At 68.6% G+C, this 25,648-nt stretch carries 18 protein-coding genes and 1 pseudogene; 12 read left to right on the top strand and 7 right to left on the bottom strand.

The window, feature by feature from the left end; all coding sequences use genetic code 11:
- The coding region (locus WS89_RS17515; protein WP_257128182.1) for a YadA family autotransporter adhesin at positions 1 to 2,165 on the bottom strand (2,165 nt) is incomplete at its 3' end.
- 469 nt (positions 2,166 to 2,634) lie between these two features.
- Between WS89_RS17515 and WS89_RS17505 the strand changes: the two genes are divergently transcribed.
- Both WS89_RS17505 and WS89_RS32630 read left to right on the top strand, forming a co-directional pair.
- The gene (locus tag WS89_RS17505) at positions 2,635 to 5,616 is read left to right on the top strand and encodes an ATP-binding protein (RefSeq protein ID WP_059792285.1); all 2,982 of its coding nucleotides are present in this window, start codon (positions 2,635 to 2,637) and stop codon (positions 5,614 to 5,616) included.
- 341 nt (positions 5,617 to 5,957) lie between these two features.
- The gene (locus tag WS89_RS32630; protein ID WP_082741889.1) at positions 5,958 to 6,368 is read left to right on the top strand and encodes an XRE family transcriptional regulator; all 411 of its coding nucleotides are present in this window, start codon (positions 5,958 to 5,960) and stop codon (positions 6,366 to 6,368) included.
- A 149-nt stretch (positions 6,369 to 6,517) separates the two neighbouring features.
- On the opposite strand, the gene WS89_RS17495 is transcribed toward WS89_RS32630, so the two are convergent.
- On the bottom strand, positions 6,518 to 7,360 hold the full coding sequence (locus tag WS89_RS17495) for a peptidylprolyl isomerase (RefSeq protein WP_059792282.1): 843 nt from the start codon (positions 7,358 to 7,360) through the stop codon (positions 6,518 to 6,520).
- Between WS89_RS17495 and WS89_RS17490 the strand changes: the two genes are divergently transcribed.
- Positions 7,359 to 7,607, top strand: a complete 249-nt coding sequence (locus tag WS89_RS17490; RefSeq protein WP_156440565.1) for a hypothetical protein — start codon at positions 7,359 to 7,361, stop codon at positions 7,605 to 7,607. The genes WS89_RS17495 and WS89_RS17490 overlap by 2 nt on opposite strands.
- A gap of 286 nt (positions 7,608 to 7,893) precedes the next feature.
- On the opposite strand, the gene WS89_RS17485 is transcribed toward WS89_RS17490, so the two are convergent.
- A complete protein-coding gene (locus WS89_RS17485) occupies positions 7,894 to 8,601 on the bottom strand; it encodes a glycosyltransferase family 25 protein (RefSeq protein ID WP_257128181.1) in 708 nt (235 codons plus the stop codon).
- Between the two features lie 95 nt (positions 8,602 to 8,696).
- Positions 8,697 to 9,011, bottom strand: coding sequence for a hypothetical protein (locus WS89_RS17480; RefSeq protein ID WP_059792276.1), 315 nt, complete (start codon positions 9,009 to 9,011; stop codon positions 8,697 to 8,699).
- A 351-nt stretch (positions 9,012 to 9,362) separates the two neighbouring features.
- On the opposite strand from WS89_RS17480, the pseudogene WS89_RS17475 reads away from it, so the two are divergent.
- The 9 genes and pseudogenes from WS89_RS17475 (at position 9,363) to WS89_RS17435 (ending at position 21,657) form a co-directional block, all read left to right on the top strand.
- Positions 9,363 to 10,935 (top strand): annotated as a pseudogene (locus WS89_RS17475) (hypothetical protein).
- Positions 10,936 to 11,390: 455 nt separating this feature from the next.
- The gene (locus tag WS89_RS17470) at positions 11,391 to 12,782 is read left to right on the top strand and encodes an undecaprenyl-phosphate glucose phosphotransferase (protein ID WP_059792307.1); all 1,392 of its coding nucleotides are present in this window, start codon (positions 11,391 to 11,393) and stop codon (positions 12,780 to 12,782) included.
- Between the two features lie 128 nt (positions 12,783 to 12,910).
- Positions 12,911 to 14,167, top strand: coding sequence for a polysaccharide biosynthesis/export family protein (locus tag WS89_RS17465; protein WP_059792274.1), 1,257 nt, complete (start codon positions 12,911 to 12,913; stop codon positions 14,165 to 14,167).
- A complete protein-coding gene (locus tag WS89_RS17460) occupies positions 14,164 to 14,673 on the top strand; it encodes an arsenate reductase/protein-tyrosine-phosphatase family protein (RefSeq protein WP_059792272.1) in 510 nt (169 codons plus the stop codon). Before WS89_RS17465 ends, WS89_RS17460 begins: the two co-directional genes overlap by 4 nt.
- Entirely contained in the window at positions 14,670 to 16,943 is a 2,274-nt protein-coding gene (locus WS89_RS17455; RefSeq protein WP_059792269.1) for a polysaccharide biosynthesis tyrosine autokinase, read from the top strand. Before WS89_RS17460 ends, WS89_RS17455 begins: the two co-directional genes overlap by 4 nt.
- Complete coding sequence (locus tag WS89_RS17450) at positions 16,940 to 18,163, top strand: glycosyltransferase (RefSeq protein WP_059792267.1); 1,224 nt, start codon at positions 16,940 to 16,942, stop codon at positions 18,161 to 18,163. Before WS89_RS17455 ends, WS89_RS17450 begins: the two co-directional genes overlap by 4 nt.
- Positions 18,163 to 19,326 (top strand): polysaccharide pyruvyl transferase family protein, encoded by a 1,164-nt coding sequence (locus tag WS89_RS17445; protein WP_059792305.1) that lies wholly within the window; start codon positions 18,163 to 18,165, stop codon positions 19,324 to 19,326. Before WS89_RS17450 ends, WS89_RS17445 begins: the two co-directional genes overlap by 1 nt.
- A complete protein-coding gene (locus WS89_RS17440) occupies positions 19,323 to 20,618 on the top strand; it encodes a lipopolysaccharide biosynthesis protein (RefSeq protein WP_059792265.1) in 1,296 nt (431 codons plus the stop codon). Before WS89_RS17445 ends, WS89_RS17440 begins: the two co-directional genes overlap by 4 nt.
- On the top strand, positions 20,608 to 21,657 hold the full coding sequence (locus WS89_RS17435; protein WP_059792263.1) for a hypothetical protein: 1,050 nt from the start codon (positions 20,608 to 20,610) through the stop codon (positions 21,655 to 21,657). The genes WS89_RS17440 and WS89_RS17435 overlap by 11 nt, the downstream gene beginning before the upstream one ends.
- Positions 21,658 to 21,664: 7 nt before the next feature.
- Here the strand turns inward: WS89_RS17435 and WS89_RS17430 are convergent, their stop codons facing one another.
- The 3 genes from WS89_RS17430 to WS89_RS17420 all read right to left on the bottom strand — a co-directional run bounded on the left by WS89_RS17430 (position 21,665) and on the right by WS89_RS17420 (position 25,600).
- Positions 21,665 to 22,681, bottom strand: a complete 1,017-nt coding sequence (locus WS89_RS17430) for a hypothetical protein (RefSeq protein WP_059792262.1) — start codon at positions 22,679 to 22,681, stop codon at positions 21,665 to 21,667.
- Positions 22,682 to 22,895: 214 nt separating this feature from the next.
- Entirely contained in the window at positions 22,896 to 24,479 is a 1,584-nt protein-coding gene (locus tag WS89_RS17425) for a DHA2 family efflux MFS transporter permease subunit (protein WP_059503772.1), read from the bottom strand.
- On the bottom strand, positions 24,476 to 25,600 hold the full coding sequence (locus tag WS89_RS17420; protein ID WP_059792260.1) for an HlyD family secretion protein: 1,125 nt from the start codon (positions 25,598 to 25,600) through the stop codon (positions 24,476 to 24,478). The genes WS89_RS17425 and WS89_RS17420 overlap by 4 nt, the downstream gene beginning before the upstream one ends.
- Positions 25,601 to 25,648: the final 48 nt, after the last annotated feature.

The raw sequence follows: 25,648 nt of genomic DNA, 5'->3' as shown, positions 1-25,648 counted from the left end.
GTGCCGTCCGCGTTACGGTCGTACGTCACCGCTGCAATAGCCTTGCCGTCGTCGCCGATCAGGCCCGAATCCTTCAGCTGCGAAACGTTCACCGCGTCCATGTCGGCAACACCCGCCTTCACGTTCGACAGCGTCGTGCCACCCACGCCCTTCAGCGTGACCGTGTCCTTGGTCGCGCCGTCGTAGGTCACGGCGTTCGGATCGCTGCCGCCATTCGCGGCCAGTGCGTCAAGTGCGTCGCCGACGTTGTGGTAGTCGGTTCCGGCAACGTTGTAGGTCGGCTGCGTGACCTTGCCGCTACCGTCGACTGCCGCTCCGCCACCGAGCGCCCTGGTTACGCCGGACAGTTGGCCGACGTTGACGGCATCCGTGCTTTGCGTGCCAGCCGCGACGTTCACGATACGACGTTGCGTGGTGCTGTTGCCGACCGATACCGTATTGACCGCATCGGCCACGGAGCTATTGCCGATCGCCACCGCGCTGTCCGCCGAGACACTGGCGCCGTTGCCCAGCGCGATGCTGTTGCGCGCATTGCCGCTGGTAGCCGACACGCGTGCGCCATTGCCCAGCGCCAGACTGTTCTGCGCGCTGTACGTCCCGCCGGCGGCGTTGGCGCCTTCCTCGATCACGGCATTCGGGCCGATCGCCGTACTGGCAATGCCGTCTGCCCGCGCATTGGGGCCCATCGCGATACTGCTGAGGCCATTCGCCCGTGCGGTGGGGCCGACGGCCGTCGCGTTGGCGCCCGCCGCAGACGCTGCCGCGGCGGTGGAATTGACCTTGAAGTAAGTGTTATCCGCCTTGGTCGACAAGGCGGTATTCAGTTGGCCGACGTTGACGGCATCCGTGTTCGCCGTACCGGCGGCCAGATTGGTGATGCGTCGCTGCGTCGCTGCTGATCCGACGGAGACGGTGTTGTTGGCGTTCGCGATGCTGCCCGTGCCCAGCGCAACCGAATTGGCGCCGCTAGCCGTCGCACCTGAGCCCAATACAACGCTCGCGTTGCCCGACGCGGAGCTGTTCGAACCCAGCACCGTGCCGGCGCCGCCGCCCATTGCGCTCGAGTTCGCACCGACGACCGTCGCGTTCGAGCCCGAATGCATCGTGTTCGTACCGATCATGATCGAGCCGTTGCCGCCCGCGTTCGCGCCGCTACCGATCGCGATCGCACCCGTCGAGACCCCCGCGCCCGCGTCGCCCGCCCGGGCGTTCGCACCGATCGCAATCATGTTCGACGAATTCGCGTTGGTTCTCGTGACGGCCGCGCCCTGACCGAGCGCGAGGCTGCCCGTGCTGGTGGCGTCGACGTACGCTGCCTGCCCTAACGCCGTGGATCCATTTCCGAATGCGCGCGCGCTCGTGCCGAGCGCGGTACTTTCGGTTCCGGTCGCACTCGCCAGCGTGCCGATCGCCGTTGCGTTCTGTACAGAAGCAAGCGTGTTGCCGCCAAGCGCGACTGCCGACGTACCGGCCGCGTTGGCATTGGCGCCGATCGCCGTCGCGCTGCCGCCTGCGCGCGCGGCCGTCGCGGCCGCATACGTACCCGTATTGGTCACGACGTACGGGTTCGCCGTCGTCGCAGCGGCGGCGATCGCCGAATTCAACTGATTGAGGTTAACGGCATCCGTCCCGGCGGTCCCTGCAGCCAGCCCCGTGATGCGGTGGTTCGTCATGTTGACGTTATTGTTGAAATCGGCGGGGCCGCTGACGTGAACCCCGTTCTGGCCGTACAAGACGAGATGGCCGTCAGTGCTGCCCATTACCGACGCTGTCGGAGCAACGCCCGACGTGGCACCGTTCGTAGTGGCGGTGTTACCCAAGATAAAGGAAGGCGCATGCCCCTGATACGACGGCAGACTGATATTGATAGGACCGCAGTTCGCGTTTACCGTGTTGCTCAGCGCACCAAAGGTCTGCCCGTACCTTACACCGTTGGCCGCGGTCGTGTTCGAACACAAATTGAGTCCGCCTCCGGTCACGGCCTGCGCGTTCGCATCGGCCGACATCGCACCGCCGCCCACGCCGGCCATTACCGCCACCGCCGCCGTCACCGACGACCGCATCGCGGTATTCGACTTCGATTTCGTGTGCATCCGCGCCGTTTCGGCTGCTGCGGTCCATGTACCCGTCGTCGCGTTCCAGACGGTGCGATAGGTCTTGTTCACGTTGTGTGCCTCTGTAGAGAAAAAGGGAAAAGGACGCTCCTCGTCCACAGATGCCAATGTATTGATCGCCTGTCATTTCGATAATCAGACGGTTGAACGTGTGATGACTTATTTTGTAAGCCCAGTCCTAACATGACGTTGCTTGACAATCGGCCGTGCCAGACGCGGCACGACGTTCTCTTGAACGATTCCGTTTGACACGGTCGCACTGCAAGCTTTATATACGCAGCGCGCCGCCGATTGCATGAATAGGACTGGTCCTATCCATCGCGCGCGAGTGTTTCGGACTGCCCTACATACAGGACCGTCCGCTATCCCGATAATTTTCCCGTTCCCCGAGCCGGCAACGCATGGCGCTGCCACCAGCATGGCTCGCGGATATCGTCCGCGTCCCGGCCTCGCGGCGGCGCTTGCCGTCCGCGCCGTGCGCGTCTCCCGATTTGCGCATTGATTCACCAGTCTTAGTCTCATGCCCATCCGCCATCTCTTCGCGTCCCACACGGACGCCAGCGCGCCATTCGCGTCGATCGACGACGACGCGCGCGACCTGAGCCTGCTGAACCGGTACCAGCGCTTCACGCTGTATGGCGGCGCGGTCGTGCTGTCGCTCGTGATCCTGATCGCGGCCGGCATTCTGCTCGTCGGCTCGGTACGCGACTACATCGCCGAGCGCCGCGACCTGTTCGCGACGCACAAGGCGCTCGTGCAGCTCGAAATGGACGCGAAGCAGGCGTCGATGCGCCGCGCGGTGATCAATGCCGAACTACTGTGGAACGGCCACCCTCCGCATGCGCGCGAGGCGTCCGACGCGCTGCGGCGCGACGGCCACGTGCTGCTCGCACCGATGCGCGGCGTAAGCGAGATCTTCGTGGCCGCGTCGCCCGAGGCGCTCGCCAACCACGAAACCGATCGCTACGTACAGTTGATGGAGCGTCAGACGATTTCCGTCGCGGCGGCCGAGCGGCAGACCGGACGCGCGGTGCGCGGCTACGCGTACAGCCCCGATCGCAACGTGATCGCGATCACGCCGCCGCCGTCGATGCCGTATCCGGACCTGCTCGCACGCATCGGCGTGCCGGACACGCATACGCTGATCCGGCACCTCGCCTTCGACGTGGCCGACTGGTCCGATCCGGCCATCGCGCGCTACTGGCGCCTGTCGCGCCGGATCGCGTGGCAAGCGCCGGCGATCGATCCGTTGACCGGCAAGACGGTCTTCCGGCTCGTCGAACCGGCGTTCGACGGCCAGCGGCATTTCATGACCTTCGTCAGCGACTTCGACGTCGACGTGATCGCCGACCGAATGCGACGCGCGCCGGACGATGCCGTCGCGATGCTGATCGACGAGAACGGCCGGGTGCTGCTGCATGCCGACCGCACCGACAACGCGGAGGACGGCGCGGCGCTAATGCAGCACGCGCTCGCCGAAGGCACCTGGCGGCGCGGCCTCGTGCATTTCGACGAAAGCTATCGGCACGGCGTGTTCACGATCAGCGACCGGATCTCGGACACCGGCTACGCGATCGTCTATGCGTATTCGTGGCACACGATCGCCTATGCGCTCTGGTCGACGATGCTGCGCGAACTCGGGACGACCGCGACCATCCTCATCGTGCTGTGGACGCTCGTGATCGCGTTCGACCTGCGGGTGTTCGCGCCGCTGTTCCGCCGCTCGCGTCGCGTGTTCGAAAGCGAGCGGACTAGCCGCACGATCGTCGCGACGGCGCCGTTCGGCATCGGTCTCGTGTCGCCCGACACGCGCCAGGTGCTGCTGCGCAACCGGATGCTCGAACTGTACGAGCACGAGACGAGCGATCCACCGCTGCACGAGCGGCTGCTGGCGCGCTACCGCGAGCACGCGCACGCGTCGCCGGTACAGCTCGACGTCGAATTGCCGGTGACGCTCGCCGACGGTCGCACGCGCGACCTGCTCGTCAATTTCGTGCGCGTACGCTACAAGGGCAAGGACGCGCTGCTGTGCAGCTTCTCCGACATCACGACGCGCGCCGATGCCGAGCGCGCGCTCGACAGCGCGAACCGCGCGAAATCGACGTTCCTCGCGACGATCAGCCACGAGATCCGCACGCCGCTGAACGCGATGCTCGGCAATCTCGAACTGCTCGACAAGGCGCCCGACCCGAGCCGGCAGAAGCCGCGCCTGCATGCGGTCACGTCGGCCGCGCGGATGCTGCTCGACATGCTCAACAACGTGCTCGACATGACGAAGATCGAGGCCGACCGGATGACGCTCGAATCGACCGGTTTCCGGATCGACGAGCTGATGCGCGACGTGGCGGACCTGTTCGAGCCGGTGGCCGGCGCGAAGAGCATCGCGCTGCGCGTCGACGTCGACCCCGTAGTGACGCATCGGTATATCGGCGACCCGATGCGCGTGCGGCAGATCGTCGTCAACCTGGTCAGCAACGCGATCAAGTTCACCGATCGCGGGACGGTGGCGCTGTCGGTCTCGGCGCCGTCGAGCGACGCGACGCCCGTGACGATCCGCGTCAGCGATTCCGGCATCGGCATGACGGCCGATCAGCTTGCGCACGTGTTCGAGCCGTTCGCGCAGGCCGACGAATCGATCGCGCGCCGCTTCGGCGGCACGGGCATCGGCCTCGCGCTGAGCTACAAGCTCGCGGAATCGATGGGCGGGCGCATCGAGGCGAACAGCGTACCGGGCGTCGGCTCGACCTTCGTCGTCACGTTGCCGCTGCCGCTCGACCGTCAGCCGGGGGCGGCGCACGCGGTGGCGGGCGAGGATGCGCCGAACGTACGCGTGCTGTTCGTCGACGACAACCCGGTCAACCGTTCGCTCGTCCACGATCAGCTGGACGTACTCGGCTATCAGGCCGATATCGCGTCGAACGTCGCGGACGCGCTCGATCTGGTGGATCGCCACGACTACGCGGTCGTGCTGACCGATCTGAACATGCCCGGCCTCGACGGGTACGCGTTCGCGCGCGTGCTGCGCGAGCGCGGGCGCGTGCAGCCGATCCTGGCCGTGACCGCGCATGCGGAACCGGACGAGTTGCGGCTCGCGTGGGAAGCGGGTATCGACGAGATCGTCACGAAGCCGACGTCGCTGAAGTCGCTCGAACAGGCGATCGCGAAGTACGCGGGGACGTGGAGACGGCCGACGTATCCGCCCGCACCGGCGCGCGCGGCCGGCCCGCTGCCGAAAGACCTGCATACGGTGCTCGTCGACGCGACGCAGCGCTCGAGCGCGACCATCGCGCGGGCGTTGCAGGATGGCGACCTGAAGGTCGCGCGCTCGGAGATTCACAGCATGCGCGGTGCGTTCGCGATGATCGGTGAGCGGGAGATTTCGGGGCTCTGCGCGTCGATGGAAGCGCTGGCGCTGGCTGGGGATGCGGCGGCGTTCGCGCGGGAGTTCGAGCGCTACCGGCAGAGCGCGAACGAGATCCTCGCGCGGCGTGCGGCAGGCTGACCGAAGCCGTCGATTGAAGCGATTTCCGGCATCGGGAATGAATCGACGAGGCAGCCAGTCGACGCGATCGCGCGGGATTCGTTATGCAGCAAGCATTCGATGCATTGGCCGGACGGCCACGACACCGACGAATTCGCATGTGACCGGTCCGTGACGCCGAATGTTCCCGGCTACGGCCGGTGCCGGTGCGCGTTTTCGCAAGGAACCTCCGGCCGCTTCGACACACGATGCACGTGGTGATGGACCAGCGCTCGAATTCCGGTGCGTAAACGAGCGCGGCCCGAAGGTGAAACAGCACCCACGGGCCGCTGGCCACAACCAACTCAACCCAGGAGTCGAGCATGGCTGGCGCGAATCACAACGCATCGATGTACTTCCGTAATCGTTTCGGTTCCCGTCTATCGTCTCTTCAATCCCGTCGTATCGTTCCGCACATCCGGTTCGCCGACATGGCGCCGCCCGTCGTGCATCCGTGGATGGAACTATCCGGTCGATGGATCGAGGCCGCGGCACTCGTCGAGATGGCGCGTCCGGCGGTCACGCCCGAGCGGCGCGAGCAGCTTCGGGACGTGACGCTGGATCGAACGGTGTCGACGCTGGCGTCGTTGGGCCAGCATGTGGGGATCGTGGTGCAGCCGGGGGGAAAATCCTGGCTTGGGGGGGCGCGGTGTCGATCCGACGGCCTGCGACGCAGGCTTGAAGAAGTGTGTGGCGGCCGGAAGCGCGTCGGCGCTCGCATGAGGCAGCGTTAGGAGTAGGTGCTATCAAACACATAGCATGACGACGGCCGGGCCCAACGGCCGCCACCGAAGCGGCTCCGGCACCACACTCGTTCAATTTAACGTGAACGATCGTTACAGCCAATCAGACCGGGCTGATTCTGTGCGCGTCCAGGCGTCGCTTACTGCTGAATCGTCGCCTGCGCGGCCAGCTTGTCCACCAGCGCCGTCATCGCGCGCTGCTGCGCCTGCGCTTCCAGTTGCTGACGCAGCACGTTCTTCGCCGCTTCGAAGGTCGGCACGACGGTCGCCCGCTTCTCGTCGAGTTTCACGATCGCGAACGCATTGCCGATCCGGATCGGGCCTGCGACAGCACCCGGCTGCAGCGACGTGATCGCCTGCGCGAGCGGCAGCGGCAAACCGCCCGTCTTCCCTTCGGCCACCGGCGTGCGCAACTCGACCCACTGCGCGACACCGCCGTTCGGCGTCGTGTTGTACTTCTTCGCCACCGCATCGAACGCAGCGCCCTGCTTCAGCTCCGCGACCAGCGCGTTCACTTCGGCCGGATCGGCCACGGCGATCACGTCCGCACGATATTCGAACTGCGCGGCATTCGCGACGACGTCGTCGTAACGCGCCTTCACCTGCGCATCGGTCACGGCCTGCGGATGCAGGTTGTCGTGCAGGTAGAGATCCGTCGCCGCGACCGTGCGCGCACGCATCACGACACGGTTCACTTCGGGGCGGCTGCCGTAGTTGGCCTTTTCCGCCGCCTGCTCGACCAGTTGCTGGGCGATCAGCTCGCGCCTGGCCCGCTCCCGCAGCGCCGGCGTATCGTCCTGACCCCACTGGTGGATCAGGACGTCCACATCGCTGCGCGCGATGGGCGTGTCGTTGACGACCGCTTCGACGCCCGGCGGCAGCGGCGTTTCGGTTTTCGTGCCTGCGGCGCGTGCGACAGGGGCGCCGCAGGCGCACGCGAGTGCGATCAGCGTGGAAACAATGGAAAGGTGATGCTGCTTCATGACGATTCCTTCATCGATGGAGGGAGAGGCCGCACGCGATGGCGGCCTGGAGGAAATGCGGCAGCTTCGCCGCGGACAGCCGAGCGCGTCGGTGCCTGACAGGCCGCGCGCGATCGCGCCACGGCCGGACCTGACGCGCGAACCGGTCGAAGCCGGCCGCGCGTTGCGGAGCAGAGCCGCCGCCGTCGGCGAGGCGCCGACGATCGACGGACAGAAAGACAAAGATGAATGCCCTGCGCTCGCATGAGGCAGCGTTGTCCCAACCTGCGACCCAAATGGTGCAGACGCGACCGAGCCCACCGGTCGCCGCAAGGCATTCACGTGTGCCCGTCCGGCTTTGCGGGTGTCGAAGGCATCGCTCGCTTCGATCACGCTCGGAGAAAAATACGCTGCCCGACGAACGGGCAGCGCGTCCAACGAAGCATGGCTTCGGATACGAGGTATCGGGCGCGTACCATGCAGCCGCCCGACCCTCGCATTGTCGAAGCGCATACGGCGTCCGCACAATCGGCCTGGTCCTATTCCGCACGATGTCACCGTTGAATCGTCGACGTCGCGCGTGCGTTCATCGTCACGGCGAGGGGCGGAAATGCGGCGACGCTGCGCATCGCGCCATGGAACTTGTTCATCGCGACGTCGATTCCGTAGTTCGGCAGCGTGCGTCCGAGCCCGTGCGAGTACAGCGTCTCCGGTTGCAGCGGAAAGCAACGGTCGAGCAGAAAGCGCGCACCGGCCGGCGAGATCGTGTACGCGCAGATCCCGTAGAACTCGAGCAGGTCCATCACGAGCACGGGGCCGCAGTCGGTACGGAAATCGTCGACGGCCTGCGCGAGCGCCGCTTCGTCGAAGCGCATCGTCACCGGCGTGCGGCTGTTGAAGATCGCGCCGCGCAGGATCGAATCGAAGTTGTAGCCCCACGCGACGAAGTCGTAGCGGCCCGCGTGCGCGGCAAGGAACTGTATCGCCGTCTCGTCGAAGTCGGGGCGAAAGATCGCGTCGTCTTCGACGATCGTGACGAGTTCATTGCCCGCGGCGATGTCGGTCCACAGGCGGTGCGTGGTCATCGCGATGCCGATCGCGCCGCGCGTGTACGGCAACGCCGGCGCGAACAGGCCGCTTCGTGCGATATCGTCATCCGACAGCGCGCGGCCGTCGATCGCATCGACGAATTCGAATGCGAGCGCCGGATTGTTCGCACGAAATGCATCGCGGCGGCCACGCTCGCCCCGGAGCGAAATCACGCGAAGCGTCTTGCATACGGACGGCACATCGATCGCGGGAGCGCATGCGGGTGTCACGGCCGCATCGGCCATGTCGGTAACGGGCATCGACATCGTCACCACCCCGTCACGATCGAAATACCGAACACAATGCCGACGACGATGCCGATCGTCCGCCCTTGCAGCATCGGCTTCAATGCCGCCGGCTCGTAGAAAGGATCGACCACATCGTCGCGGTTGCGCCACGCGGTGACGAGCGGCGGCACGAGCAGCAACATCGCCATCAGCAATGCGGTCGCCATCGTCACGACCATGCCGCTCGACGACCAGCGCGTGCCGAACTCGACCACCACATGGACCATCCCGACCGTGGCTGCGCTCGCGACCATCCCGATCACGGTGCCTTTCACCAGAAAATCTGCTGCGCTCATCGTCAGTACTCCCTGTCTGATAGCTGCCGAACGACGTCGGCCGGAATACTGCGTATTACAAAGATCGCCGCACGCAATCTCTATCAGACGAGTCTTATTGGCGAGCGCCTCGCCCCAAAATAGGACTGGGACTACAACCGTGACCGAAAGGCGCGTTCGTCACCGGGGACGCTGCGCGCAGCTCCATCGATTCGGACTGGTCTTATTCAGTTGGCGGGTGCGGGTCCTTAAAGTGGACGTCAAGCCGGCGCCACGCCGCTTGTGCCCATGCGTACAAGCCATCGGCGCCCCACGGCAAACCCCGCTACCGGCCGCTGCCTCGACACGCGGCCGGCCCTCCGGAGCCCCGACATGCAGATCACGCCCGACGATACGCCCACGCTCGCCGATACCGACGACACGATGTTCGCCACGTCGGCCGATGCCGCCTCACTCGATATCGACGACGCCGCCGTCGCCACCGCCACGCAAACGCTGATCGATCGCGGTGAAACCGAGCGCCGCCCAACTGGCCGCCGCGCATTGGGACCTGCGCCCGGCATCGCCTGCAGCGGCATTCAACTGCGGCTATGCGATGCAGATGGCGGGACGCCACGCGGACGCGATCGCGCCCTATCGCCGCACGCTCGAACTCGCGCCCGCGTGGCCGTCGCTGAAGAACAATCTCGCACTCGCGATCCGACTGACGGATGGCGATCCCGATCTGGAATTCGCGCTCATCGAGGGCGCGCTCGACGACGACCCCGACGACGCGCGTGCGTGGACCAACGCGGTCATCACGCGCATCGACCGTTTCGATCTCGACGGCGCGTTGCACGCGGCCACCCGTGCGGTCGCGCTCGCGCCCGACAGCGCGCTGGCCGTGAACAACGCCGCGACGGCGATGAAGGAAGCGCAATGGTGGGGGCAGGCCGAAGCGCACGCGCAACGCGCCGTCGAACTCGCGCCGCACAACCCGACGTATCGCCACAATCTGTCGCTGCTCCAGCTTGCGCGCGGCGACTTCGCGTCGGGCTGGCCGCATTACGAAGCGCGCTGGGAAGGTTCGGCCGAACTGCGCGGCAAACTGCCGGTGTTTCCCGGGCCGCGCTGGCGCGGCGAATCGTTGAAAGGCAAGACGCTGCTCGTGTGGGGCGAACAAGGTCTCGGCGACGCGCTGCAGTTCAGCCGCTACGTGCCGCTGCTCGCCGAACGCGTGCATCGCGAAGGCGGCCGGATCGTGTGGAATGCGTTTCCGGTGATGGGCGACCTGTTCGGGCGCAGCCTGGCAAAGCATGTCGACGTGTTCGATACGACCACGCGCATCGAGGATCTGCCCGCGTTCGACGTCGAGCTGCCGCTGATGAGCATTCCGGGCCTGCTCGGCCTGGACGGCGACGCGCTCGCCACGACGGCGCCGTACCTCCACGCCGACGCGGCGGCCACCGACGCGTGGCGCACGGCGCTGGCGTGCGAAAAGCGGCTGAAGGTCGGCCTCGCGTGGACGGGTAGTCTCTCGCACCAGCGCAACCGCTTTCGCCGCGTCGGCCTTGAACGCTATGCCGAAGCGCTCGGCGGCCTGCAGCAGAACGTCGCGTTCTACTCGCTGCAACCGGGCGCGCAACACGACATCGAAGCCGCGCGCTCGGCCGGCTTCGTCGTGAACGACTGCACGCGCGATTGGCGAACGATCGACGACACCGCCGCATTCGTCGGCGCCCTCGATCTCGTGATCACCGTCTGCACGTCGGCAGCGCACCTGAGCGGCGCGCTCAGCCAGCGCACGTGGGTGCTGCTCGATGCGAACCCGCACTGGGTCTGGCAGCACGATCGCCGCGACAGCCGGTTCTACCCGAGCGTGTCGCTGTATCGGCAGAGGACGTTCGGGGACTGGCGGCCGGTCATGGATGCGGTCGCCGCCGATCTTCGCCGCCTGGCCGGCTGACGGTCGCCATCCCGACGGGAGATTCGTCATGGACTACAGCCTCTGCATCGCCAGCGCGCCGACTACGTGCACTCCGGTACTTTCACCGAACTCGGCGAAGCGATCGCATACGGGCTCGACGAGTCCATGGCGGCACGACGACACCGCGCCGAGCGCTGCCGTCGTCGATGCTCTCGCCACAGCGTTCCGAGAGCGCGTACTTGTTACCTGTCCACAGGCGGTTTGACAATCCCTGACACCATCGGGAACGAGTCCTAGCCCGATAGGGCGCAGTCCGATGGAAGTGCCTCCGCAGATCACCCGCAGTCCGATGGTCTCGCCCCGCCATCGCTCCTAGACTCGCCGTACTGCCCGAAAGCACCGTGCAACGCGCCGGGCAGCACACTGCGGAGCGTTGCACGAACGCGGGCGCACCGCCATTCCGGCGGTGAGCGGTGGCAAGGATGGCGGATGAAATGAACAAGAAGCACGGGCCGCGCGGCGAGATCGTCGTCTGCATGGTCGATGTCGCGGCGATCGTCGCGATCGCGGTACTCACGCATCACGGTTCGCTGTGGAATCTCGACGCGCTCGCGACCGAATGGCTGCTGATCGGCGCCAGCGCGCTGCTCGCGACGTTCCTGCTCCGCCTGGCGGGCATCGGCCTCGACGGCCGGCCGCGCCCCGCGACGCGCTATGCGGTGCGCACGCTCGCGCTGTGGCTCGTCGTGCAGGGTTTCGTGTTCCTGAAGATGATCGCGCTGACCGCCGCGACGGTGGTGATGCTGACGTGGTTCTTCGACTGGACGGTCGAGGTCGGGATCGTGCTGATCGTGTTCCGGATCGCGCTGAGCATCGCGCGCCGTCGCAGCCTGCGCGTGCCGGCGACGCCCGCCCGCATCGCGGTCGTCGGCAGCGGCGAGCGCATCGCGCGGCTCGTCGCGTCGCTCGATGCGGCCGGCGATACGCGCTACCGGCTCGTCAGCGCGTATTGCACGGCCGGTCGCGCCATGACGCTCGCGGGCGACGCGCTCGTCACGACCGATCTCGCATCGTTCGCCGCCTGCGCGCGCCGCCAGCGCGCGAACGAAGTGTGGATCGCGCTGCCGCTCGCGGAAGACGCCGCGGTCACGCGCGTGATCGACGAGTTCCGCAACGACTTCGTCGAGCTGCGCCTGATGCCCGACGTGAGCCATCACGCGCTGTTCGGCAGCCAGGTCGACGAAATCCTCGGCGAACCGGCGATCTCGCTCGCGGCCCCGCCGCTGTCGCGCGGCGCGCTGTGCGTGAAGGCCGTCTTCGATCGCGTGTTCGCGGCTGCCGTGCTGGTCGTGTCGATGCCGCTGCTGCTCGTCATTGCCGTGGCGATCAAGCTGAGCTCGCCGGGCCCGGTGATGTTTACGCAGAAACGGCGCGGCGGCGACGGCCGCACGTTCGACATCTACAAGTTCCGCACGATGCGCGTGCACGTCGGGCAGCCGGGCAAGGTCGAGCAGGCGACCCGCAACGACCCTCGCGTGACGAAGGTCGGTGCGTTCCTGCGCCGCACGAGCCTCGACGAACTGCCGCAGTTCATCAACGTGCTGTTCGGCGACATGTCGGTGGTCGGCCCGCGTCCGCACGCGGTGGAACACGACGCGCAGTACCGCACGCTCGTCGACGGATACATCCATCGCTACCGGATCAAGCCGGGCATTACCGGCTGGGCGCAGGTCAACGGGCTGCGCGGCGCGACCGAGCAGCTCGAAAGCATGCGCTCGCGCGTCGAGTACGACCTGTACTACCTGCGCAACTGGTCGTTCGCGCTCGACCTGCGCATCATCGGCGCGACGGTGCTGAAAGGGATCGTGCATCCCAACGCGTACTGAGCGGCGCACGCCGTTCGCCGCGGCGGCATCGTCGCCGCGGCTGCTTCGATTGACCCGGCGGCGCCTGCTTCGGCAGACCCGCTCCCGCGCCGCCGTCTCCCGACGCGCGGCGCAACTGGAAGGAACTCATGACACCCTCGATCGCATCGGCGGCTGCGAGCCGCCGCGGTGCGCTCGCGCTCGTCCTGACTGCCTGCGTAGGGCTGTCCGGATGCGCGTTCGCGCCCGGCATGAAGATGAACACGTCGTATCTCGGCTGGCTCGCCGACGCGCCGGATGCCGGCACGCCCGCGCCTGCGGCTGGCGACTCGCGCGCGGCCGAAGCCCGCGCCGCTGCCGCATCGACCATGGCCGGCACGCCGGTTCGCGCGCAGTCGGCGAGCGTCGATTCCGCCGCCACGCCGCCGATCGTCGACATCGATCCGTCGCTGATCGCGCGCCAGCGCGCGGCCCGCGATGCGGCCGCGGCGTCGTTCGACACGCCGGCCGCATCGCGTGCGCCGTCGGCCTACCGGATCGGCCCGGGCGACGTGCTGCAGATCACCGTCTGGGATCATCCGGAGCTTGCCGCAGCACAAGGCGGCGCCCAGCAGACTCCGCCGCGCGCGGCCGACCCGGTCGCCGGCTTCGTCGTCGACGATCGCGGCAACCTGACGTTCCCGTATGCCGGTGTATTGAAGGTCGCCGGCCTGACCGCCGCCGACGCGCAGGCGCGCGTGAAGCAGGCGCTCGGCAAGATCTACCGCGACCCGCAGGTCACGTTGCGCGTCGCGTCGTTCCGTTCGCAGCAGGTGTACGTCGACGGCGAGGTTCACACGCCGGGTGCACTGCCCGTCAACGACGTGCCGATGACGCTCGCCGACGCGATCGCGCGCGCCGGCGGCTTCACGCCCGGCGCCGACCAGAGCGACGTGACGATCGTGCGCGACGGCACACCCGTGCGCATCGACCTCGCGCGCCTGATCGAGCGCCATCGCGATCCGTCGCGCATCGTGCTGCGCAGCGGCGATCTGCTGCGCATCGGCGCGCGCGACAGCAACGGCGTGTACGTGATGGGCGAGGTGAACCGACCGATGCTCGCGCTGCCGAAGCGCGACGGCCGCCTCACGTTGAGCGACGCGCTGCTGCAGGCCGGCAGCATCAATTCCAATACCGCCGACGCCGCGCAGATGTTCGTGATCCGCGGCGCGCAAGGCAGCACGCCGACGGTGTTCCATCTCGATGCGCGCTCGCCCGTCGCGATGGTGCTCGCGAACCAGTTCGAGCTGGAGCCGAAGGACATCGTCTACGTCGACGGCAACGGGCTCGTCCGCATCAGCCGCGTGCTGAGCCTGCTGCTGCCGAGCGTGAACACGGGCGTCGCCGCCGGGATCGCCACGAAATGATCACGAACACGCCTCCGTTCCTGCTCGTCGTCTGCGAAGGCAACGTGTGTCGCAGCCCGCTCGCGGCCGCCCTGCTCGCGGCGAAGCTGCCGCACGCGCACGTCGGATCGGCCGGTCTCGCGCCGCCGGCGGGACGCCCTGCCGATCCGCTGGCCCGCGACATGGCCCGTGCTCGCGGGCTGAACCTCGATGCGCACGCCGCCCGCCCCGTGACGGCCGCGCTGTGCGCCCAGGCCGCGCTGATCTTCGTGATGGACCACGCACAGCGCCACATGCTCGAAGCGCGTCATCCGTTCCTGCGCGGTCGCGTATTCCGTCTCGGCGAATACGCGCGGATCGCCGACGGTGCGCCGCTCGGCCTCGATATCCCCGACCCCTACCGCGGCACGCGCGACGACTTCGTGCGCTGCGCGGTGCTGATCGACCTCGCGGTCGGCAGCTGGCTGCCGCGGCTCACCACGCGCTGGCCGCACATCACCGCCTCTTTCTCCGAATCCCGATCATGACGAGTTCCGCTTCCCCCGAACGCGAGATCGACCTGATCCGCGTGCTCGACGTGCTGCGCCACGCGCGCTGGACGATCGCGTCGATCACGGCGGCCTGCGTCGCCGCCGGCGCGCTGTATGCGTTCGTCGCGCCGCCGACCTACCAGGCCGACCTGATGATCCAGACCGACGACGCGACCGATGCCGCGTCGAAGAACCTGCTCGGCGACGCCGCGTCGTTCTTCAACGTCGCGTCGCCCGCGTCGGCCGAGGCGCAGATCCTGTCGTCGCGGCTCGTCGTCACGCGTGCGGTGGAAGACCTGCGCGCCTACATCGTTGCGACGCCCGCACGTGTGCCGGTGATCGGCGCGTTCGTCGCACGCTTCAACGACGACGTGGTGAAGCCGGGTTTGTTCGGCTTCGGCGGCTATGCATGGGGGCAGGAGCGGATCGATGTCGCGCGCTTCGACGTACCGACGCGCGCGGAAGGCGACATGTTCCACGTCGTGCGGCTCGACGACACGCGCTACCGGCTCACCGGCGCCGACATGAAGGCCGATGCGGTCGGCACGATCGGCCGCGCGGAAACCTTCGACACGCGCTACGGCCCGCTGCACGTCGACATCACGGGCTTCGACGCGCTGCCCGGCACGCGCTTCAAGCTCGTCCGTCGTTCGCGCGCGGAAACGATCGACACGCTGCGCACCGCGCTCGACGTCCAGGAAAAGGTAAAGCAATCGGGCGTGCTCGTCGCGTCGTTGCGCGGCGACGATCCCGTCGACATCAGCGCGACGCTCAACGCGATCGCGAATCGTTATGTCGAACAAAACATCGCACGCCGCACGGCCGAGGCCGCGCAATCGCTCGCGTTCCTGAACGAACAGCTGCCGATCGTGAAAGGGCAGCTCGAGCGCGCGGAAACGCGCTACGCGAACCTGCGCAGCCGTACCGGCTCGGTCGATCTCGAGGAGGAAGGCAAGGTCGTCCTTCAGCAAGGCGCAGATCTGCAGACGCGCATGCTCGAACTGCAGCAGAAGCGCGACGAGCTGTCGCGCCGCTTCCTGCCGACGCACCCCGACATGGCCGCGCTCGATGCGCAGCTCACGACGTTGAAGCGCCAGCAAGGTGCGCTCGACTCGCGCATCGCGCGGCTGCCCGCGCAGCAAAGCGAGGAAGTGCGCGCCCGGCTCGACGTGAAGGTGAATGCGGACCTGTACACCGCGCTGCTGAACAACACCCAGCAACTCGAGCTCGTGCAGGCCGGCAGGACGGCGAGCGTGCGCGTGGTCGATGCGGCCGTCGCGCCGGCCGACCCGGTGCGTCCGAACCGGCCGGTCGTGATCGCCGCCGCCGCGCTGGCAGGGCTCGCGCTCGGGCTGATCGCCGCGTTCGCGCGCGAATTCCTGTACGGCGGGCTGACCGCCGTCGACGAGATCGAGCGCCACACGTCGCTGCCGGTGCGCGCGGTGCTGCCCGCCGCCGCCGGCCAGCGCAAGTTGATGCGCGCGATCGAACGACACGACGCGGGCCTGCACGTGCTCGCGTACGACGACCCGTACGAACCGGCGATCGAAGGGCTGCGCAGCCTGCAGACCGCGCTGCACTTCGCGCTCGCCGATCACGCGCATCCGCTCGTGCTGGTCACGGGCCCCGCGCCCGGCACCGGCAAGTCGTTCGTGTCGGTCAACCTCGCGGCCGTGCATGCGGCGAGCGGCCGGCGCGTGCTGCTGATCGACGGCGATCTGCGCAAGGGCTATCTGCACCAGTACTTCGGGCTCGAACGCGGCGCGGGCTTCGCGGCGCTGCTCGGCGGCCACGCGAGCGCCAACGACGTCATCCGGCGCAACGTCGCGGCGAACCTCGACTTCCTGCCGACCGGCGAACTGCCGAGCGCGCCGACCGCGTTGCTGCAGCAGGCGAGCCTCGGCGCGCTGCTCGCGTCGCTGCGCGCGTGCTACGACCTCGTCATCGTCGATTCCGCCCCGCTGCTCGCCGCCACCGATTCGACCTGGCTCGGCGCCCATGCCGACGCGACGCTGCTCGTCGCCCGGGCGGGCTCGACGCGAGCCGGCGAGCTCGTCGAAGCCGCGAAACGCCTGCCGCAGCGGCCCGGCGCACTGCCCGGCGTCGTGCTGAACGGCCTCGATCCGCGCTCGGGCGCATCGGCCTTCGGCTCGAAATACGGCGGCTATCGCTACGAGGCCTACCGCTACACGTGCGACACGCAACGGTGTACGCATCTCGCCCGCCTGCGTGCGGCACTTCAACGTCTGCTGCGGAGGTCCGCATGAGCGACATCGCATTCGCGCCTTCACTCGACGAGCGCGCGGCACATCATCCCGACACGAACGAGCCCGCGCCCTCGGCAACCGTTGCGCCGCCGTTGCGCATCGCGCTCGTCGTCGAAGCGGCCGGCGGCGGCGTCGCCGTGCACCTGACCGACCTGATCGCCGGGCTGCACGCCCGCGGACACGCGGAAATCCACCTGATCGCGCCGCTCGGCGAGCGCTTCGACGACGCGATGCTGGCCAGTGCGGCCGCGCAGTGCAAGACGTTCCATCGGCTGCCGCTGCGGCGTGCGGTCGGCGCACACGACCTGCGCGGGGTGCTCGCGCTGCGCCGGCTGTTGCGCAAGATCCGGCCCGACATCGTGCACAGCCACAGCTCGAAGGCCGGCGCGCTTGCGCGCCTGTGCCGCGGGCCGTGGAAGCAGGTCTACACGCCGCACGCGGTCTATACGCTGAACCCGACGCTGCCGCCCGCGAAGCGCGCGTTCTACGGCGGCATCGAGCGCGTGCTCGGCAACGCGTGCTCGGATGCGGTGATCGCCGTGTCTCGGGACGAAGCCGATCACCTGCATGCGCTCGGCATCGCGCGGGACCGCATCCGGCTCGTCGAGAACGGCGTCACGCCGCCGACGCTGCTCGACCGCCAGGCAGCGCGCAGCGCGCTCGGGCTGGCCGATCACCCGTTCGTCGTCGGATTCGTCGGGCGCTTCGATCACCAGAAGGGTGTCGACCGGCTCGTGCGGATCGCACGCGTGCTGGACGCGCGCTTCGGCAACCGCGTGCAGGTCGTCGCGATCGGCTCCGGCGATTTCGACCGTGCCGCGGGCGACGAAGCTCATGACCTGCCGGCAAACCTGCGCATCGCGGGCCGCGTCGACGCAGCGCGCCGCTACTTCTCCGCGTTCGACCTGCTCGCGCTGCCGAGCCGCTACGAAGGTTTTCCGTACGTGTGCCTCGAAGCCGTCGCCGCGCAGGTGCCGATCGTCGCCACGCAGGTGTCGGGCGCGACCGAACTGATCGCCGAACATCACGTCGGGCTGACGGTATCGAACAGAGACGATCCGGCCGCGTTCGCGTCGATGGTCGGCCGGCTCGTCGAGCATCCGGCCGCCCACCGGCTGATGCGCGATCAGTGCGCCCGCGCCTACCCCCATTTCTCGGCGGACGCGATGGTCGATCGCACGCTCGCCGTCTATCGCGACCTGCTCCGGGAGAACGCATGATGAGCCGCCCCGTTCACGTGGCGTTGCTGCACGCCTACAGCGCACGCAACTCCGGCGACGGGCTGCTCGTCGAGCTGTCGGTCGCGCTGCTGCGCGGCGCGTTCGGCGCCGACACGCGCGTGTCCGTCGTCGCGGCCGATCCTGCATCGTTTGCCGATCGTCCGGACGTGCACCCCGCGCCCGTGCTCGCCGCCGGCGGCGCCGGGCGGCTGATCGGCGCGGCGATGGCGGCGTTGCCCGTCGGCGCCAATCCGGCACTGGCCGATCTGCGTGGCCTGCTGAAGCAGGCCGACCTGATCGTCGGCGTCGGCGGCGGCTACCTGCGCGCGCGCAACAGCGTCGAGGCGCTCAAGCTCGAAGCCGGGCACCTCGTGCAGATGCGTGCGGCCCGCGCGGCGCGCAAGCCGGCCGTCTACCTGCCGCAGAGCATCGGCCCGGCGGCCGGCAACGGGATGCTCGCCGGGCACCTGACGTCGCTGCTCGCGGGCTTCCACACCGTGTTCGTGCGCGACGATCGTTCGATGGCCCTGCTCGCCGCCAACCCGAACACCTGGCGCGCGCCCGATCTCGCGGTGCTCGAATTCGGCCGCCGTGCGGCCGGCCCGCGCAAGCACGCGCCGGTGCCGCCGGCCCGTCCCGGACACGTCGCGCTGGTGCTGCGCCGTCCGCCCGCATGGAGCGCCGTGCAATGCGCGCGTTATCACGCGCAGACGGAAGCGCTGATCGAACGGCTCGGCGCGTTCTGCCGCATCACGTTCGCCGTGCAAAGCACCGGGCGCGGCAACGACGACGCCGCGTACTACCGCGAACGCGGCTTCGACGACACGCGCTCGCTCAAAGACGTGCTCGCCGCGGACACGCCCGATGCGGTCGTATCCGTGCGCCTGCACGGCGCGCTCGAATCGATCCTGCACGGCGTGCCGGCCTATCACCTGAGCTACGAGCGCAAGGGGTTCGGCGCCTACGCCGATCTCGGCGTAGGCTCGTGGGTCGCGAACGCGGCGGATTTCGATGCGAACGCGGTATGCGACACGCTGTTCGCGCCCGACGCGCTGCGCCGCTTCTGGACGCAGACCGACACCGGCATCGCACGGCTCGGCCGCGAGCGCGAGCGGATCGTCGCCGCGCTGCGCGCCGCGCTCCACGACGGAGCGGCACGATGAAGGCCGCATCGTCGCGCCTCGCGCTGCGGGTCGCCGCACTCGCGCTGAAATTCGTGCTCACGATCGTCGTCGCGCGCACGCTTGGCTTCGATGCGGTAGCCGTCTATGGTGTCGCGCTCGCGGTGTCGGTCGTTGCGTCGAAGGTGCTCGGGCTCGGCTTCAGCACCGAAATCAACCGCCGGCTCGCCGGCCCCGATCCGCGCGACGCGATCCGGACCTGCATGCGGCTGTCGGTGCTGTATGCAGGCGCCTATGCCGTGCTGTGCGGTGTGGCCGCGCTGCCGGTCGGCGCGTTCTTCGGGCTGCCGCGGGAAGGCGCGCTCGCCGACGTGCCGCTCGCGCTGGTGATGCTCGTCGCGTGCGCCGAACATGCGGCGCTCGAAGTCAACACGTGGCTGTTCTCGCTGCACCGTGTCCGCGCGGCGTCGTGGCTGCTGTTCGTGCGGACCGGCGCGTGGGCCGGCGTCGCGGTCGCCGCGCTCGCGGCGCGCGTGGCCGCCTCGATCGACGACGTGTTCGCGATCTGGCTCGCCGGCGACATGCTCGTCGTCGCGCTCGGCTGGCTGTTGATCTCGGGTACCGCGCGCCGGCTGCCGGCGATGCCGGCGCTGTCGGCCACGCGCTTGCCGCTCGCGACGGTCTGGCGCAGCGGCGCGCCGTTCTTCGTCGCGTTGCTGCTGCTGTCGGTGCTGCAGTATCTCGAACGTTTCGTCGCATCCGCGATGCTCGACGCGAGCGAACTCGGCCGCTACGTATTCGTGTGGTCGATCGCGAACGCGATCCAGACGATCGCGTCGGCCACCGTCGCGGCAGTCGCCGCGCCGCGACTCGTGCGCGCGCTCGACTGCCCGCGAAGCGCACCGCAGGCATTTCGCGGCGAACTCGCGCAAGCGCTGCGCGGGTCGGTGATCCTGACCGGTGCGGCCGCGCTCGCGATCGTCACGGTGCATCCGTGGCTGTTCCGGCTCGCACACGAAGGCGGCGACCTGCCGTCGACCGTCATCCTCGCGATCCTGCTGCTGTCATTTGTACTGCGCGCCGCCTGCGACGTACTGTGGGCCGCCGCCGTCGCGTTGCGGGCCGGCCGCGTGGTCGCCGGCGTGATGGCGGCGCTGACGCTCGCATGCGTCCCGATGACGATCGCGCTCGTGCACGACGGGCACGCGATCGGCGCGGCCGTCGCGCATCTCGTCGCGAGCGTCGCGGCGAGCGCGTGGCTCGTATGGATCGTGTCGTCGCGCGCCCCGGTGTCGCGCCGCGCCGCCCGGCCCGGAGCGGCCGATGCTGCGTAACCTGATCGCGAGCGGTCCGCTGCTGAGCCGCGGCTTGCGCGATGCCATTGCCGCGTGTCTCGCGCTGCTGTACGTCGGTATCTATGCGAACGCCCGCGTGCTGCTGCCGGAATTCATCTTCCGCGACGCGGACAAGATCCAGACGCAGATCGGCGGCGGATCGACCTACGACGGCTCGTCGTTCGATGCGGTCGGCAAGCTGTACCAGGCGCTCGGCAGCGCCGGCACGGCCGTGTTCGTCGTCGCGCTGGGCGTCGCCACGATCTGGATCGCGTTGCGCGCGACACGGCGGCTCGGTGCGCTGGTCGCCCATCTCGCCCTGATCGCGCCGTGCCTGTTCTTCAATCTGTTCGTCGCGAGCAAGGACACGCTCGTCGTCGCGATGTCGATCGTCGTCCTCGCCGTTGCACGCGTACGCGGCACCGTGGGTGCCATGCTGATCGCCGTGCTGCTGTATCTCGGCTACGCGGCGACGATCCGCAGTTACTTCGCGCTGATCGTCGCGATCGCGCTCGCGGCATGGGTGTTGCGCCGTGTGTCGACGCTGCCGAGGCTGGCCGGCGCGCTGCTGGCCGTCGCCGTGCTCGTCGCGTTGCCGAATGCCGCCTATACGCTGCTTCAGCAGCCGCGCGATCTCGCGGTCGACTATCTCGTGTATGCGTCGCCGTTCGGCGCGCGCACGAGTTTCTACAATCCGTTTCCGCCCGATTCGTTCGTCCACTTCGCGGGCAACTATGCGTATTCGCTCGTGCGGCTCAACCTGCCGGTGCTGTTCTCGTTCGATCCGAAGGGATTCGCGATGCAGGGGCTGGTCGCGCTGTTTCTCTGCGCCGCATGGCGACGCGTTCCGGCGCAGCGTACCGGTGAAGGCGGGCACGGCCTGCCGCGCAACGGCGAGCTGCTCGCGTGCCTGCTGCTCGGCCATGTGGCGGTATCGATGCTGTTCGAGCCGGATCTCGGCAGCTACCTGCGACACCTGTCCAGCGTCGCTCCGTTCGCCGTCGCGCTGTGGGCGATCCGCACGCACGGCCCGGTTTGACGGCCGGCTAGGGCTGCGACGGCGTCGCGCGCAGCGACGCGCCGGCGGCATCGAGCGCAGGCTTCGGCGACCGGTCCGCACGCACGAGCCCGTAGCTGCGTTGCGCCGCGTCGTTTGCATTTGCCGTATCGGCCCATTCGTAGACCGACAGCAGCGGCGTGCCGAGCATCGTGCGCGCATCGAGCAGCGCACGCACGCGTTGCGCCTGCCGTTCGTCGCCATCGACACCGACCGACGCCGCGCCGTCTTCGGTCACGAGCGCCGGCAGTCCGTAGCGTACGCGGATGCCGTGCGCGGCATCGCGGATCTGCATCGGCGTCATGCCGTACGCGTGGTACGACACGGCGTCGAGACAGGCCGGCGCGGCGCCATGCACGCCAGCCAGCAGACGGCCGGGCACGCTGCCGGGCAGCGGCGGCCGCGCGAAGCCGAAGCCGACGACCGGAACGTCCGGCCGGCGCGCGGCCAGGCCGCGGCACAGTCCTTCGGCAAACGGCGGGAAGGTATGCACGACGTCGCCGGTCGGCCAATAGCGGCCCAGATCCGGTTCGTTCCACAGCTCGATCGCCACCAGCGCACGGTCGTATTGCGCGGCGAGCTGCGTCACCGTGCCCGCGAAACGGGCGCCGGCCGCCGCAAGCGATGCGCGGTCCGCCTTCGCTTCGCGCATCCCGTCCGCTCGTTGCACGTCGCGCAACGCGGGCCCGAGCGGCGCGAGCGTGCGCAGGGTCAGCAACACCGGCAGACGAGCCGAGCGCGCCGCCGCGAAAGCCTCGTCGATCTGGCGGCGGTAGTCCGCACGATCGAGACGATCGGTCCATACGCCGAAGCGGACGAAGTCGAAGCCGGTCTGCCGGATCCGCCGCGCATCGGCGGGCGTCAACGACTGGATCTTTGCCTGGACGCCGACAAGCGGTCGGCCGTCGGACACAGCCGGCCAGCGCGCGCGGTCGTCCGCATGGGCGGGCGACAGTGCCGCGAAACACAGTGCGACGGCGACGAACAGCGTGGAAATACGGAGCATGGACAGGAGAACGATCGGGCATGCCGGCGGCGTGTGGCGTGTTGCGGAACAAACCCGCGCGCGCACGGCCGGCGGAACACTGGGCATCGTGGCCGACCGTGCATTGTTGCAGAGCCTCGCGCTCGCCACCATCGGACCGGTCCGAGCGCGTTCGCCTCCTCGCCGGCGCACCGCGCGCACGCAGGCCTGCCCGGCCAGTCGCGAGCCCCCGCCGTCACGCTTTCTTCTTCCCTCTCAACACGAACGCCGCCGCCGTACACCCGATCATCGCGATGCCCGCGATCAGGAACGTATCGCTGTACGCCATCAGCAGCGCCTCGCGCATCACGCGCTGGTTGACGAGCCCGAGCGCCAGCTCGTGCACGCCGGAGATCGACCCGCCGGGCAGCACGTCCGCGCGCGGCGCGTGCACGCGGGCAAGCAACCGCGCGAGCATCGCCATGCGTTCCTGGAACGCTTCGGAAAACGGCGTGACCGCCTCGCCGATGCGCATCGCATGCAGCTTCTGCCGCTCGACGACGATCTGGCTCATCACCGCGATGCCGATCGCGCCGCCGACGTTGCGGACCATGTTGAACACGCCCGACGCGGAGCCGAGCTGCGCCTTCTCGATCCCGTCGACGGCCATCACGGCCAGCGCGATCACGACGAACGACTGCCCGATCCCGCGCACGATCAACGACGGGACGATCACGTTCGACGCCGCATCGGCGTCGAGGTGGATGTTCATCAGGCAGCCCGCCGCGACCAGCACGAAGCCGAGCACGATCGTCGTGCGCGGGCTCGTGCGGCGCATCAAAGGCGGCGTCAGGAACGACATCGCGAACTGCACGAGCCCGTACGGAATCATCGCGAGACCGATGTCGCGCGCGCTGTAGCCGTGCAGCTCGGCAAAATAGTTCGGCACGAGAAACACCACGCCGAACACCACCGCGCCGAACAGGAACTGCATCAGGCTCGCGATCCCGAAGTTGTACTGGCCGAGCAGCCGCAGGTTGATGAACGGCTCCTTGCGCCGCAGCTCGATCGCGACGAAAGCGGCCAGCCCGAGCGCCGCGACGATCGACAGCTCGACGATCAGGTCCGACGCGAACCAGTCCTTGCGCCCGCCCTCCTCCAGCACGATCTGCAGCGCGCTCAGGCCCACCGCCATCGTCGCGATCCCGAACCAGTCGGCGCGCCTCAGCATCCCGAGCTGCACGGGTACGGGCCGGATCGCCCAGCCGATCGCCGCGACCAGCGCGATCGCCGGCGGAATCTGCAGATAGAAGATCCAGCGCCACGAATACATGTCGGTCAGCCAGCCGCCGACCGACGGCCCCGCCGCCTGCGCGACGTTGTTCGCGATCGCGAACAGTGCCATCCCGAGCGGATGTTTCGACGGGGGCAATTCCGTGACGATCAGCTGGAACGACAGCGGAATCAGCACGCCGCCGAACGCCCCCTGCAACGCCCGCGCGATGATCATCGTCGAGATGCTCGGCGCGACCGAGCACGCGAGCGAAAACGCGAGAAAGCCGGTCGCGCCGACCAGCAGCACGCGTCGCGCAGAAAACACCTGCACGAGCCAGCCGGTCAGCGGAATCACGACGATCTCGGCGACCAGGTACGCGGTGGTGATCCACGAGCCTTCCTCGAAGCTCGCGCCGAGCGAGCCGCGGATGTCGGGCAGCGACGCATTGGTCACGTGCACGTTCATGCCGGCCATGAAGCAACCGAACACGCCGCCGAGCACGGCGACCCACGCGCGAAGCGAAACGGTGTCTTCGTGCGCAACCTGCGCGGTCGTCGCGCTCACGAGCCGGCCCCCTGCGTGCCGCGCGTGTCGACGCGCGCGATCACGGACATACCGGGCCGCAGCACGACGCCGGCCGGCGGCGCATCGACGCGGATCTTCACCGGGATGCGCTGCACGATCTTCGTGAAGTTGCCGGTCGCGTTGTCGGGCGGCAGCAGCGCGAATTGCGCGCCCGAGCCCGGCGCCAGGCCGGTCACGCGGCCGTGCAGCGTGTGGCCCGAATAGGTGTCGACGTCGATCTCGACGGGCTGGCCGTCGTGCATCGCGCCCAACTGCGTTTCCTTGAAGTTCGCGACCACGTACACGTCGCTCAGCGGCACCACCGCGAGCAGCGGCATCCCGACTTCGACGTACTGGCCCGCCCGCACCGCGCGCTGGCCGACGCTGCCGTCGCGCGTCGCTCGGATCACCGTGTGGTCGAGATCGAGCTGCGCGAGCGCCAGCTTCGCCTGGGCGGCTGCGAGCCGCGCACGCGCCTGCGCGATCGCGGCCGTGCTCTGTTCGCGACGGCGCTGCAGCACGGTCTGCTGGTCGGTTTGCACGCGCACGGCCGCGCCGGCACGGGCCAGCTCGGCGCGCGCCTTCAGCGCATCCGCGTGGGCCTGCTCCCAGCGCTGTCCGCTCGCGGCGGATTCGGCCAGCAGTTGCTTGTAGCGCGTCGCATCGGCATCGCGCCGCGCGGCTTCGGCACGCGCAGCGGTGGCATCGGCGTCGGCCTGCGCGATCTGGCTGCGCTGCTGGCCGATCTGGGCGTCGAGCGTCGCGGCCGCGGCCTGCTCGGCCTGCAGCGTCGCCTCGGCCGCCGCGACGGCGGCCTGCGCATCGTCGACCTTCGCGCGATAGTCGCTATCGTCGAGCCGCACGAGCACGTCGCCGCGCTTGACCGGCTGGTTATCGTCGACGGCGACCTGCGTGACGTAGCCCGACACGCGCGAGCTGACGGTCACGACGTCGGCGCGCACATACGCGTCGTCGGTGCCCTCGATGAAACGGCCGACGGTCCACCAGTGCCAGCCGAACACGGCGAGCGCGATGACGGCGAGCACGACGCCCGCGGCGATCAGTTGGCGCCGGGAGAACCAGGCGGATTTGGCTTTTTCGGGTACGGCAGTCGTGCTCATGATCGAAATGATGGGTTGGCGTGCAAGAGAACGGGCAGGGATGCTGCG

The organism is Burkholderia sp. MSMB1072, from assembly GCF_001524725.1.
GTDB lineage: Bacteria > Pseudomonadota > Gammaproteobacteria > Burkholderiales > Burkholderiaceae > Burkholderia.
This window is presented reverse-complemented; position numbering and strand designations above follow the sequence as displayed.

What these genes read in the sequence shown, in the direction of transcription:
- WS89_RS17505 (WP_059792285.1), top strand. Translation starts at nt 2,635, where the DNA reads ATGCCCATCCGCCATCTCTTCGCGTCCCACACGGACGCCAGCGCGCCA.
- WS89_RS32630 (WP_082741889.1), top strand. Translation starts at nt 5,958, where the DNA reads ATGGCTGGCGCGAATCACAACGCATCGATGTACTTCCGTAATCGTTTC.
- WS89_RS17490 (WP_156440565.1), top strand. Translation starts at nt 7,359, where the DNA reads ATGACGATTCCTTCATCGATGGAGGGAGAGGCCGCACGCGATGGCGGC.
- WS89_RS17495 (WP_059792282.1), bottom strand. Translation starts at nt 7,360, where the DNA reads ATGAAGCAGCATCACCTTTCCATTGTTTCCACGCTGATCGCACTCGCG.
- WS89_RS17480 (WP_059792276.1), bottom strand. Translation starts at nt 9,011, where the DNA reads ATGAGCGCAGCAGATTTTCTGGTGAAAGGCACCGTGATCGGGATGGTC.
- WS89_RS17470 (WP_059792307.1), top strand. Translation starts at nt 11,391, where the DNA reads ATGAACAAGAAGCACGGGCCGCGCGGCGAGATCGTCGTCTGCATGGTC.
- WS89_RS17465 (WP_059792274.1), top strand. Translation starts at nt 12,911, where the DNA reads ATGACACCCTCGATCGCATCGGCGGCTGCGAGCCGCCGCGGTGCGCTC.
- WS89_RS17460 (WP_059792272.1), top strand. Translation starts at nt 14,164, where the DNA reads ATGATCACGAACACGCCTCCGTTCCTGCTCGTCGTCTGCGAAGGCAAC.
- WS89_RS17455 (WP_059792269.1), top strand. Translation starts at nt 14,670, where the DNA reads ATGACGAGTTCCGCTTCCCCCGAACGCGAGATCGACCTGATCCGCGTG.
- WS89_RS17450 (WP_059792267.1), top strand. Translation starts at nt 16,940, where the DNA reads ATGAGCGACATCGCATTCGCGCCTTCACTCGACGAGCGCGCGGCACAT.
- WS89_RS17445 (WP_059792305.1), top strand. Translation starts at nt 18,163, where the DNA reads ATGAGCCGCCCCGTTCACGTGGCGTTGCTGCACGCCTACAGCGCACGC.
- WS89_RS17440 (WP_059792265.1), top strand. Translation starts at nt 19,323, where the DNA reads ATGAAGGCCGCATCGTCGCGCCTCGCGCTGCGGGTCGCCGCACTCGCG.
- WS89_RS17435 (WP_059792263.1), top strand. Translation starts at nt 20,608, where the DNA reads ATGCTGCGTAACCTGATCGCGAGCGGTCCGCTGCTGAGCCGCGGCTTG.
- WS89_RS17430 (WP_059792262.1), bottom strand. Translation starts at nt 22,681, where the DNA reads ATGCTCCGTATTTCCACGCTGTTCGTCGCCGTCGCACTGTGTTTCGCG.
- WS89_RS17420 (WP_059792260.1), bottom strand. Translation starts at nt 25,600, where the DNA reads ATGAGCACGACTGCCGTACCCGAAAAAGCCAAATCCGCCTGGTTCTCC.